Origin of the sequence: Acinetobacter sp. RUH 2624 (genome assembly GCF_000162375.2) — a bacterium.
GTDB classification, from domain to species: Bacteria; Pseudomonadota; Gammaproteobacteria; order Pseudomonadales; family Moraxellaceae; genus Acinetobacter; species Acinetobacter nosocomialis.
In genome coordinates this window covers 2,670,265-2,682,512 of record NZ_KI391939.1, presented here as the reverse complement: position 1 = coordinate 2,682,512, position 12,248 = coordinate 2,670,265, and the positions used below count along the sequence as shown (strand labels likewise).

Here is a 12,248-nt window from a genome sequence, read left to right as displayed (position 1 = left end):
TTTTATTTTACTACTTACTTATTATTAGTAGTCGAAGCTAAAGTGTTCAACTGGTAATGAAGTAAGTGTACGAGAAGTCGTTACCATTGATTCTGCATGACCTTGTGCACGTGGTAATAAACGGTCGAAGTAGAAATCAGCAACTTTAATTTTTGCTTTATAGAATTCAGGAGTTTCTTTACCGTCACCTGCTTCTAATTTTTCAGAAGCAACTACGGCTTGTTGAGCCCAGAAATAAGCCATCATGACATAGCCTGAGAACATCAAGAAATCTACAGAAGCAGAAGATACGATGTCACGGTCTTTACGTGCAGCAAGCATGATACGAACAGTTAAAGTGTTCCATTGAGCACAAAGCTTTGTTAAATCCCAAGCGAAACGACGTAAGTATTTATTACGTGCATGTGTTGCACAGAATTTTAAGATTTCAGCAGTGTATTCACGCACTACTTTACCTTTTGAGCTTAACAACACTTTACGACCAATCAAGTCGAGTGCCTGAACACCAGTTGTTCCTTCGTATAAAGTAGAAATACGAGCATCACGTACGATTTGCTCCATACCCCATTCTTTGATGTAACCATGGCCACCATACACTTGCATACCATGGTTAGCAGCTTCTAGGCCAAGCTCAGTCAAGAAACCTTTCAAAATTGGTGTATAGAAACCAAGTTTGTCATCATAATCTTCAAATGCAGCTTGGTCACCGCGCGTCAAAGCGTCTGTCATTTTGTCAGCAAGTTGTGCTGCGTAATAGATCATTGAACGACCGCCTTCAGCGATCGCTTTTTGAGTTAATAACATACGACGTACATCAGCATGGTGAATAATCGCATCAGCCACTTTATCTGGATCTTTTTTACCAGAAAGGGCACGCATAGACATACGTTCTTTGGCATAAGGTAGAGCACCTTGGAAAGATAACTCAGCATGTGCAATACCTTGAACCGCAGTACCAATACGCGCAGTGTTCATAAAAGTAAACATCGCATGTAAGCCTTTGTTTACTTCACCAATGAGGTAGCCTGTAGCGTTGTCAAAGTTCAATACAGCCGTTGCAGAAGCACGAATACCCATTTTGTGTTCGATTGAACCACAGCTAACAGTGTTACGTTCACCTACGCCACCATCAGCGGTTGGAATAAACTTAGGAACGATAAATAAAGAAATACCGCGTGTACCTGCTGGTGCATCTGGAAGACGTGCAAGCACGATGTGAATAATGTTCTCAGTTAAATCGTGTTCACCAGCAGAAATGAAGATTTTTGTACCAGAAATTTTATAAGTACCATCAGCTTGAGGCTCAGCTTTAGTTTTTACCTGACCTAAGTCTGTACCACATTGAGGTTCGGTTAAGCACATTGTGCCGCTCCATGTACCTTCAACAAGTTTAGGCATATAGGTTTGTTTTTGCTCATCTGTACCGAATTGCAAAATCGTATTCATACAACCTGAGCTTAAACCCGGATACATGGTAAATGACCAGTTCGCTGTACCCATCATTTCTGATTTAATCAGGTTTAAAGACATTGGAAGGCCTTGGCCACCAAATTCTTCAGGATAAGAAAGTCCTTGCCAGCCACCCATTACAAACTGGTCATAAGCTTCTTTAAAACCTTTTGGTGTTTTCACTTCGCCATTGTCAAAATGGCAACCTTCTTCATCGCCAGATTGGTTAAGGGGAGAGAGTACGTTTTCACAATAATCTGCCGCACCTTCAAGAATCATATCTACAGTATCTGGATCTGCACTTTCACCATTTGATAAAGTTTTATAGTGAGCAGGATAGTCTAATACTTCATTCATTAAGAAGCGGATATCGTGTAGGGGAGCTTTATATGCTGGCATGGCTTTAATCCTAATTGTAAGACATTGTGGGATTATCTGAATCGATGATTTGATTATTCACTCGCATGATAAAAATACAATGTTAATCACACCCGAAAAGAATGTCAGAAAAGCGAATTTTGTCGAAAATAAATACACTGGAAATTATATTTTCTGATAAAGTCAGGTCTTATACTTTTATGTGAAAAAACAACTAATTTTTTTATTTTTAGCAAGTTTTGTTAAAAAGATAAAGTGATAAGGTTTTAAAAAAGGTTATGCATTTAAAATATCTCAGTTTATGTTTATTTAGTTTGGGCTTGACTGCATGTGCACAACACGGCGTGCGTCCACAAGTGGCATCTGCGAATTTAGAGCAAAAGGCCATTCAAAGCGTTAATGCGATGTATGAATATCCAAGTTATGACTATCGCGGAAATTTTAAAATCACGGTTGATCCATCACAAATAAAGCAAAATGGAAAAGCTGAAAATAGTCCAAAACTTGATGCCGAATTACAAAAGAAAGTTGATCAATATTTACGTCAGCAAAAAGTTGGTTTAAGTAAAGCTCAGAAACAGACCTTATATGCAGCTATTGCAAATGAACAAGGTGATTTGGGGCCCTCAGCACGTTCTGAAAAAGTAAATGCCGTATTAATTAATTTATTGAATGATCTTCAGTTTAGCTATGACGGCTCAATTCATTACCGTCAAAAAATGGGTTCATTTAACCTTACTGCTAGATATGAAAAACCAACGCTATTGGTTCAGGCAAAATTGCCAATGGTGCTTGATCTGGAAAATTATAAGTTTTACGTAAATTACTTCGGTTTAATGCCGTATTTAGTCAATAAAGAAAATCAAAATAATTTGGCTTATATTGATTTTTCAAAATATAAAGACTTCTTTAAAAATGTCGATACGAAGAAGTTTATTGAATATCTTAAAGCTTCTAGTGCGGTTTCTTATCGTTTGGCTGACCCGCAAAACTTACAACGTGTATCTTTGACAGAGACTGATCGTAAGGCTGGGGCAGTTGACAAAATTCGTTTGAAAACCACCATTGAAGAGTTGCTTTTAGAAGTTGAGCTGTATGGTCAGGTCAATGATAAATATCTTCAAAAAAGTGTATTAGGTTTTGATAACCAAAAAATGGCTGAAAAAGTAGCAAAAGAGCTTGCTGCTTCTGAAGCGAAAAAAGGCGCTGTTAATAAAGAAGAACAAAAGGTTTCTTCTGATGATGCCGCTGCTGTAAGTCAGGAACTATATAGTTTAATCAATGCACACTTTGATGGTGGCCTTTCATCAAATGATGCAGGTGAAGACAATTTAAGTGCGGCAGCACAAGCTCCGGCAGCAGCAGATGCATCAGTTTCTGAAGATCAAGATGTCAGTGAAGAAGCAGCTGCAGGTGGTGTACAGGATGCACAAGGTGAAGACGCTGTAACGCTTACCGAAGATCAATGTATTGAATTAAAGTCACTGAAAAAACCGGTTGCTTTAGGTGATATTAATTATTGCCAAGTTTATGGCATTGATGTGCTAGACCAGAGTGCTGCAAGTGCTGAAAAAGTTCAAACCAAGTCTCGCCGAGATGCTTTAAAACAAACTTTTGAAGCTTATAACCAAAACCAGTTTATCAATGATGAAGCATTCAAAGCCTTATGGCTAAAACACAAGGCCGAGATTGAGCAAGCTTTACCTAAGCAAAGTAATCCAATCACGATTGATGTGGCTTTAGATGATAAAGGTCGTGCAGTGAACATGACCTATGATGTTGCTTATACGCCAGCCGAGTTTAAACATAGCTTTAATATTAAAGCTGATATGCAAATTTTAAATTACGGTAAAGCAACCTCAATTGATCAAAAGCAGCTTAAACAGGCCAAGTCTGTAGCTGAAGCAAGTAAAGGTTCTATGCTCGAAAACTTTATTAAAGGTTTTGGAGAAAAGCTTGGACAAGGTGATGTTTTAGAGCATCCGGTAGGCACACATAGTGATGTACAAGATTTAGATGCAAATCTGGCTGTACTGGCTGATAAAACCTATGATGCAACGCATGCTTATGACAAAACTTATAAAGCAGTATTTATTGCCAAATTAACAGCTGAAAAACCGTCATATATCAAATATTACTCTGTTCAACAGCTACAAGAAATTGCAGAGGTTTATGCTTACTGGTTCTCGGAAGAAGATACCTATAACCCTCAAGGAAAAGCTTTAGAGCGTATTACTGCTTTACAGAAAAAGCATCATCTTGAGCAAGATGAGCAGTTTGACCATGAGTTAGGGCGTGCTGTAGATCATATTGTAATAGAGACTATGCAAGGTAAAGCAGGGCGTGAAGCTTGGCAGAAACTACAGAAGCAATATAAACAGCCAGCCCAACTGTTCTCAAAGCAGTATCAGTTAGAATTTGAAAAACAAAATGGTGTTTCTGCTGAAGAAAAGCATTTGTTATCAGAAACAGCTGATATTTTAGGGAACGTTTATGTGGCTGCTCGTAAACAACAGCTTACGGAAAAAACAATTCAGAAGTTAAAACCTGAACATAATGAATTTATTGATTATGAAATTTTCCGAGATGTTTATAAGCAAATGGTCGCTGCTAAAAAATAGTAAATGAGATAAAAAAAGAACCTACTTTAAGTAGGTTCTTTTTTTGTTTATAAGAAATCTTTTAACTCTGGTCTTACACCATTCCAGATATAAAAAGCTTCGATGGCTTGGCCTACTAACATACCAAAACCTTCTGCATAAGGCACATTACGCTGTTTCGCCTGATCAAGGAAACTAGAAGGTTTGCCATAAGCCATTTCATACGCATATTTGAACTGTAATTTTTCAGGAAGTTGTAAAGCACCACCTGAAAGACTTGCAGAAGTTGCATTAATTACAATATCAAAATCGCCGTCTAAATCATTTAGAGAAATTGCTTGTAATTGGGCTTGTGGAACTGCTGTTTTTAAGTCATCTACAAGTTGTTCTGCACGAGCGAGGGTTCGGTTGGCAATAACAATCTTTTTAGCGCCAGCCTGTACCAGTGGGTAAATGACACCACGAGTTGCACCACCAGCTCCTAAAATTAAAATAGTTGTATTTTCTAAGTTCCAATCTAAAGCTTGTATTGCGGCGACTAGGCCTTGGCCATCTGTATTGTCACCATGCAATTTGCCATTTTCCATCCACAAGGTATTTACAGCTTTAGCAATTTGGGCACGCTCGGTTAAAACATCACATAAAGCAAAAGCTTGCTCTTTAAAGGGAACAGTAACATTCATGCCACTGCCGCCTTCTGCAAAGAAACTGCGCATGCTTGACTCAAAACCATCTAGAGGCGCGAGACGTTTTTGATAGTTTAGATCAACACCTGTTTTTTCAGCGAAAGCATGATGCAATTCAGGCGAGCGTGATTGTTCGATCGGGTTGCCAATTACTGCAAACTGTTTGGTCATTCTTGTATCCAAAATTTTAAAATGGCATGAAGCAGATAAAGCCTGTGCTAAATATTCAGCAGGCCTCACTATAAGTCAAAATAACACAAGAAAAAATATTTGAATGAAGGAAGGGAAATTGAAATCAAAAAAGGAGATTCTTTAGGGTGGAAGCCAAAGAATCCCCAAAACAAAAAATTAAGCGACTTTTTCTTTTAAACCTAACCAATCACGAGGTTTTAAGTAATAGTCAGTTAAACGCTTCTCTGGAGAGTCTTCATCCCATTCAGGTCGATAAGACCATGCAGCTAAATTAGGTAGGCTGACTAAAATAGACTCGATACGGCCACCTGTTTGTAATCCAAACAACGTACCACGGTCATAAACCAAGTTATATTCAACATATCTACCGCGGCGATAAAGCTGAAATTCTCGTTGAGCTTCGCTATAAGGCTGTTCACGGTGTTTTTCGAAAATTGGCAAAATGGCATTTAAATAACCATTGCCTACAGCTTGAATATATTTAAAGCAAGTTTCGAAATCCCAGCAATTTAAATCATCAAAAAATAAGCCACCCACACCACGCTGTTCATCACGATGCTTTAAATAAAAGTAATCATCACACCATTGCTTATGTTCAGCATAAACATTGTCACCAAAAGGTTTACATAGGTCGTAAGCAGCTTGATGCCAATTTAAAACATCCTGGTCATCTGGATAAAATGGCGTTAAATCAAAACCACCACCAAACCACCAAATCGGATCTTGTCCTTCACGTTCTGCAACGAATAAACGGACATTTGCATGAGAGGTCGGAATATTTGGGTTTTTAGGATGAATAACTAAAGAAACTCCTAGTGCCTGAGCTTTAGCCCCTGCAATTTGAGGGTGACGTTCTGTAGCAGACGCAGGAAGTTTACTAATGTTGATGTGAGAAAACATCACACCACCTTTTTCGATCACTATACCATTTTGCAGCACACGTGAACGACCGCCGCCGCCTTCAGGGCGTTCCCAATCATCAATAATAAATTCTGCCGTACCACCGCCAGCTTTTTCTTGTTGTTCTAAACCAGCACAAATACGGGCTTGTAAATCGAGGAGAAATTCGCGGACACGTTGAATATCTGTGGAAGTCGGATGTTGCATAATGACCCTCAAAGATGATTGATATAAATTAAATACATCAAAACATAAAACCATAAAAAAAGTAAGGGATTTTTTTCTAAATCTTGAAAAAATCCCTTAAATATTGTTTTTAAATTTTGGAATTGGAATCAAAAATCATCTTTTTGATAAAGGTGATCCATTCTTTCACGTTTGGTTTTTAAATATTGTTCATTAAAAGGATTGCGGCCGACAGTTAACGGTACACGATCTACGACATTAATACCCTGATCTTTGAGTGCCTGAATTTTCAAAGGATTATTGGTAATTAACTTCACTTCTTTTACTTTTAAGTGATCGAGCATAATGCTACACATATCGTAACGGCGTGCATCGGCAGGTAAATTCAGTAGTAAATTGGCATCTACTGTATCGTGACCCTGATCTTGCAAAGCATAGGCACGAATTTTATTGGTTAAACCAATTCCACGACCTTCTTGGCGTAAATATAAAATTACACCTTGTCCTGCTTCATTGATGAGTTTTTGAGTAGCTTGTAATTGTGGGCCACAATCACATTTTAATGACGCAAAAGCATCACCTGTTAAGCATTCAGAATGTACACGAACCAAAACAGGACCTGTTGGCGGATTTTCTAACCCTTTAGAAAGTGCCACATGTTCTTCACCTGTAACGGGATCTTGAAACACAGAAATATTGAATTCACCAAAAGCGGTCGGGAGTTTTGATGTTGCAATGAACTCTATAGGCACAGATTAACTCATCTTTTAACCGAAAACGGTTTAAAGTATAGCGTAATGCTGGGAGATTGGTCGAATTGTCATAATCATTTTGCACACTAAGGTTTTCTTTTTTGTATAAAGAAGACGATAATAGTTGATAAATAGTCAGATTATTCAGGATAATCTGCCAACCATACCCATAATGTATGAGAGACTGCTTTGCATGATCTCGTTCGCAAATGTGGCTGATTGAAGGTGACTTCATTCGATTGTATGATCGACCCATTTTGACCCAGCTTAGGATTTGCCAGGCTTATAAAGGCTTTGCCACATATGTTGTATACCGAAATTCCAACTCAACGCCCTGTTACGCCATTGTTAGATGCAATTGATCATCCTCAACAATTACGTCAGCTCGAGCATAGCCAACTGGTTCAAGTGGCTGATGAGTTGCGTCAATATATTTTATATGCAGCAGGCCAGAGTGGTGGCCATTTCGGTGCTAACCTCGGCGTGGTTGAGCTGACGGTTGCGCTGCATTATTGTTTTAATACACCAAATGACCGGTTAGTTTGGGATGTAGGACATCAAGCATATCCACATAAAATCCTGACTGGTCGCCGTGAACAAATTACAACTATCCGTTCAAAAAATGGATTAGCAGCTTTTCCTGCCAGAGAAGAATCGGTTTTTGATACCTTTGGGGTAGGGCATTCGTCAACAGCGATTTCAGCTGGCCTAGGTATGTCACTTGCACGCCGTTATCAAAATGACCCATGTGAAGTTGTTTGTATCGTAGGTGATGGTGCAATGACTGCAGGCATGGCATTTGAGGCTATGAATGATGCGGTTGCACATGATGCTGACTTGATTGTTGTACTCAATGACAATGACATGTCCATTTCTTGCAGTACTGGTGGCTTCGCTAAGCATTTAGCTGCAATTTGGGAAAAAGGTCATTTAGTCAATGTAAATGAACATGGTGAAGCTTATATCCAGCCACATCCAAAATGGACCTATAACTCTCGATTACATCAATCGGCAACCGATGCTGCAGATAACCTATTTAAAGCAATTGGTTTTGATTATTTTGGACCATTTGATGGGCACGATGTCAATCAGTTAGTTCAAGTGTTCAATGCACTTAAAAAGCGTAAAGGTCCACGTTTAGTTCACGTTTATACTAAAAAAGGCAAAGGCTTTGCTCCTGCTGAAGCTGACCCGATTACTTACCATGCGATTGGTAAAATTAATGCGACTTCAGGCGGGAAAGCCCCACCAAAGTATTCGGATGTTTTTGGTGAATGGTTATGCGATGAAGCTGCTCAAGATGAGCGGTTGCTTGCGATCACGCCTGCTATGTGTGAAGGCTCGGGCATGGTTAAGTTTGCCAAGCAATTCCCACAGCGTTTCTTTGATGTCGCAATTGCAGAGCAGCATGCCGTAACACTTGCAGCTGGTATGGCTTGTGAAGGGCTAAAACCTGTTGTTGCAATTTATTCGACATTCTTGCAGCGTGGTTACGATCAACTTATTCATGATGTTGCATTGCAAAACCTTGATGTAACTTTCGGTATTGATCGTGCCGGTCTAGTGGGTGAAGATGGCCCAACACACGCAGGTGCATATGACTATGCCTATATGCGTACTGTACCGAATATGGTGATTATGGCGCCAAAAGACGAAAATGAATGTCGTCAAATGCTTCATACAGCTTATGCCTATAATGGCCCTGCCGCAGTACGTTATCCACGTGGTGCAGGTGTGGGTGTCGAAATTCAAAAAGAAATGACGATTCTTGAATTAGGTAAAGCTGAAATTGTTGCAGAAATTAAACCAAATAGTGATGAGCAAATTACAGTTCTAGCATTTGGTAGCCGTGTCATGGTTGCTATAGAAGCTGCCGAGCAACTTGCACAAAAACACGATGTTGGTGTGCGTGTTGTAAATATGCGTTTTGTGAAACCGCTTGATGAGCAAATGATTCGAGACTTGGCTGAACATACTCATTTATTCGTGACAGTTGAAGAACATGCGATTATGGGTGGAGCGGGTAGTGCAGTAAATGAGTTTATGGCACAAGAGCAAATTGTGAAACCTATCATTAACTTAGGTTTGCCAGACTCATTCTTGCATCAGGCTTCACATAATCAAATGCTGCAAGATTGTGGTTTAGATGCGAAAGGTATTTTGAACTCAATTGAGAGAGCTTGGCTTAAGCAAAATCAGGTCGTTTAATCCGTTAATAAAATTTTTGAAACATTTTTTCCCATAAAGCGCATTCATTTGCTAAAATGTATGCGCTTTTATGCATTATTCTTTGTCAAAATCTTCAAATTTGTATTGTAGTGGGTGTTCAATGGAACCTATGGTGGTGATGGCTGCGCGTGCGGCTCAAACAGTTGGTCAAGAGCTTTTAAAAGCGCATCAAAATCGTCATAAACTCGATTTGCAAGTTGAAGAAAAAGGCATTGATGGTCCTGTAACACGTGTAGATCGTTATTTAGAACAATTAACGATTGATACATTACGTAAAAGTTATAAAAACCATAGCTTCTTAGGTGAAGAGTTCGGTTTGCAAGAAGGCAAAGGCCACGATGCAGACTGGTGCTGGGTAATTGACCCACTTGATGGCACGCAAAACTTCATTAATGGTTTCCCTCATTTCTGTATTTCTATTGCAGTTCAACACAAAGGCGTTACTCAGCACGGCGTAATTTATGACCCTGTACGTGACGAATTGTTCTCTGCAAGTCGCGGTCGTGGTGCGGTGATGAACCAACGCCGTATTCGTGTAAATGTAAAAGATAGCTTAGAAAATACGTTCTTGGCAGTAGGTCATCCTTACCGTGCTAAACGTGCTGGTGAGATCGTATCTTATGCAGAGCAGCACTTTGCTTCATTATTAGCTGTTACTCAAGCGGGTGCTCAAATCCGTCGTGGTGGTTCAGCTGCTCTAGATTTAGCTTATGTTGCTGCTGGTCGTTTCGATGGTTTCTTTGAACTTGGTTTAAAACCATGGGATATCGCTGCTGGTGAGCTTATTATTAAAGAAGCGGGCGGTGTAGTGGTTGATGCTCGTGGTGGAAATGATTCACTTGAAAATGGTCAAGTACTTGCTTGTTCACTTAAAATGCTAAAACCATTAATGCAAACAGTAGTTCCTGCTTGGGATAAAGCTGCAAAATAATTGAGAAACGCTTTGTGAGTTAAAACCCTCTTTTTATAGAGGGTTTTAATTTTTTAATGATCGGTAAAATAGAAATAATAATAGAAATAACGATAAAGTTGATTAAAACACATGACTTTTAAATTCTTTCTGCTATAATCCGCCCACGCACTTAAATTTCCGTTCATTACCTGAACATTCTGTTCTATTCATTGTAAGCGCACGCTGTCCATAGAGAGGACCATTTCTTGCGCCCCGATCGCTCAGCGATTCTTCAGGTTCGGCCGTAATCAAGCGTGCGTTTAATCCACATCGTCGTTACTCGGATTGCCGCTGAATAATAAGGTTCAGCTAATTTTGCTTTGCCGCTTTGTGCCGATGTCTATTTTGTACTTATTAAAAATGGAGCACCCATTAGGGTGAAACTCTCTATGAGCAAAACTTTTGCCGAATTTTCTTTGCATGAAACCTTACAACAAGCGCTTGAAGGTTTAGGTTTTACTACCCCGACTCCTGTGCAAGAACAATCTATTCCTGCAGCTTTAGAAGGTAAAGACCTTTTAGTTTCTAGCCAGACTGGTTCTGGTAAAACTGCTGCATTCTTGTTGCCGACATTAAATAACTTGGCAGGTCAAGAAACTTTCGTTCCGTTCAAAGAACGCATGAAAGCTGTAACTCAACCAAATATTTTGGTAATTTCTCCTACTCGTGAATTAGCACAACAAGTAAGCCAAGATGCAATCGCATTTGTACGTCACATGAAAGGTGTTCGTATTGCTGCCATTATGGGTGGTATGCCGTTTGCTAAACAAATTCAACAGTTAAAAGGCGCGCAAGTTGTTGTTGCAACTCCAGGTCGTTTACTTGACTTGGTAAACCGTCGTCAAATTAAATTAGACCAAGTAGATGCTTTAATCGTTGATGAAGCGGACCGTATGCTTGACCTAGGTTTCTCTGAAGACTTAGAGGCAATCAGCGAATTAGCGGCTAACCGTAAACAAACATTAATGTTCTCTGCAACATTTGCTGATCGTATTATTCGTCTTGCAGCATGCATGATGAAAGATCCAATGCGTATTGCAATAGAAACAGGTCATTCAACCAATACAGATATTACGCAAACATTGCATTGGACTGATGGTTTTGAGCATAAGAAAAAATTACTTACACATTGGTTAAGTGATGAAAACTTAGATCAAGCTGTAGTTTTTGCAAGCACTCAAGAAGACACTGATATGTTGGCTGAAGAACTTGCTGAAGCAGGTCATTCAGTTGTTGCACTTCACGGTGCAATGCCACAAACAGTTCGTAACCGTCGTTTACGTAGTATCCGTGAAGGTCGTGCAAAAATCTTAGTTGCAACTGACGTTGCTGCACGTGGTCTTGACGTTCCAACAATTTCACACGTTATTAACTTCGGCTTACCGATGAAGCATGAAGACTACGTACACCGTATTGGTCGTACAGGTCGTGCGGGTCGTACAGGTCAGGCAATTACTTTAGCGACTTATCGTGAGCGCGGTAAGATTCGTGCACTTGAAGAATATTTAGAAGCACGTTTAAGTGTTTCTGAAATTGAAGGATTAGAGCCATCTCCACCTCCTGCTCGTTCAGGTCGTGATGGCGGTGGTCGCGGTCGTGGCGGTAACGGTGGTCGTGATGGTCGTCGTGGTGGCGGTTTCGGCGGTGGTCGTCGTTTTGAAGGCGAAAGTAACTTCAAACGCCGTGAAGGTGGTCGTGATGACCGTCCGCGTCGTAGCTTTGATGATAAACCACGTGGTGATCGCCCATTCGGTGGTGAAGATCGTCCGCGTCGCGAGTTCAACTCTGACCGTCCACGTCGTGAAGGTGGTTTTGAAGATCGTCCAAAACGTAGCTTCGGTGGTGAAGATCGTCCGCGTCGTGAGTTCAACTCTGACCGTCCACGTCGTGAAGGTGGTTTTGAAGATCGTCCAAAACGTAGCTT

At 40.0% G+C, this 12,248-nt stretch carries 8 protein-coding genes; 4 read left to right on the top strand and 4 right to left on the bottom strand.

Annotated elements, in window-relative coordinates:
* Nucleotides 1-24: 24 nt before the first annotated feature.
* Complete coding sequence (locus HMPREF0014_RS19230; RefSeq protein WP_004884612.1) at nt 25-1,848, bottom strand: acyl-CoA dehydrogenase C-terminal domain-containing protein; 1,824 nt, start codon at nt 1,846-1,848, stop codon at nt 25-27.
* 257 nt (nt 1,849-2,105) lie between these two features.
* On the opposite strand from HMPREF0014_RS19230, the gene HMPREF0014_RS19225 reads away from it, so the two are divergent.
* A complete protein-coding gene (locus HMPREF0014_RS19225; protein WP_006580714.1) occupies nt 2,106-4,448 on the top strand; it encodes a hypothetical protein in 2,343 nt (780 codons plus the stop codon).
* 47 nt (nt 4,449-4,495) lie between these two features.
* On the opposite strand, the gene aroE is transcribed toward HMPREF0014_RS19225, so the two are convergent.
* From aroE to ribA, 3 genes are all read right to left on the bottom strand, one after another.
* Nucleotides 4,496-5,284, bottom strand: coding sequence for a shikimate dehydrogenase (aroE, locus tag HMPREF0014_RS19220; protein WP_006580713.1), 789 nt, complete (start codon nt 5,282-5,284; stop codon nt 4,496-4,498).
* A gap of 177 nt (nt 5,285-5,461) precedes the next feature.
* A complete protein-coding gene (gene hemF / locus HMPREF0014_RS19215; RefSeq protein WP_020992301.1) occupies nt 5,462-6,412 on the bottom strand; it encodes an oxygen-dependent coproporphyrinogen oxidase in 951 nt (316 codons plus the stop codon).
* 128 nt (nt 6,413-6,540) lie between these two features.
* Nucleotides 6,541-7,143 carry a GTP cyclohydrolase II gene (gene ribA / locus HMPREF0014_RS19210; RefSeq protein ID WP_001121174.1) on the bottom strand — a complete coding sequence of 201 codons (603 nt, stop codon included), beginning with the start codon at nt 7,141-7,143 and terminating at the stop codon, nt 6,541-6,543.
* A gap of 303 nt (nt 7,144-7,446) precedes the next feature.
* On the opposite strand from ribA, the gene dxs reads away from it, so the two are divergent.
* The 3 genes from dxs to HMPREF0014_RS19195 all read left to right on the top strand — a co-directional run.
* The gene (gene dxs, locus HMPREF0014_RS19205; protein ID WP_020992300.1) at nt 7,447-9,351 is read left to right on the top strand and encodes a 1-deoxy-D-xylulose-5-phosphate synthase; all 1,905 of its coding nucleotides are present in this window, start codon (nt 7,447-7,449) and stop codon (nt 9,349-9,351) included.
* A gap of 121 nt (nt 9,352-9,472) precedes the next feature.
* Nucleotides 9,473-10,303, top strand: a complete 831-nt coding sequence (locus tag HMPREF0014_RS19200; RefSeq protein WP_002052337.1) for an inositol monophosphatase family protein — start codon at nt 9,473-9,475, stop codon at nt 10,301-10,303.
* A gap of 410 nt (nt 10,304-10,713) precedes the next feature.
* On the top strand, nt 10,714-12,248 hold a 1,535-nt coding region (locus HMPREF0014_RS19195), incomplete at its 3' end, for a DEAD/DEAH box helicase (RefSeq protein ID WP_020992299.1).

Excerpts from the sequence above, each read along its gene's own strand:
- HMPREF0014_RS19230 (WP_004884612.1), bottom strand. The coding sequence starts at position 1,848 with ATGCCAGCATATAAAGCTCCCCTACACGATATCCGCTTCTTAATGAAT.
- HMPREF0014_RS19225 (WP_006580714.1), top strand. The coding sequence starts at position 2,106 with ATGCATTTAAAATATCTCAGTTTATGTTTATTTAGTTTGGGCTTGACT.
- aroE (WP_006580713.1), bottom strand. The coding sequence starts at position 5,284 with ATGACCAAACAGTTTGCAGTAATTGGCAACCCGATCGAACAATCACGC.
- hemF (WP_020992301.1), bottom strand. The coding sequence starts at position 6,412 with ATGCAACATCCGACTTCCACAGATATTCAACGTGTCCGCGAATTTCTC.
- dxs (WP_020992300.1), top strand. The coding sequence starts at position 7,447 with ATGTTGTATACCGAAATTCCAACTCAACGCCCTGTTACGCCATTGTTA.
- HMPREF0014_RS19200 (WP_002052337.1), top strand. The coding sequence starts at position 9,473 with ATGGAACCTATGGTGGTGATGGCTGCGCGTGCGGCTCAAACAGTTGGT.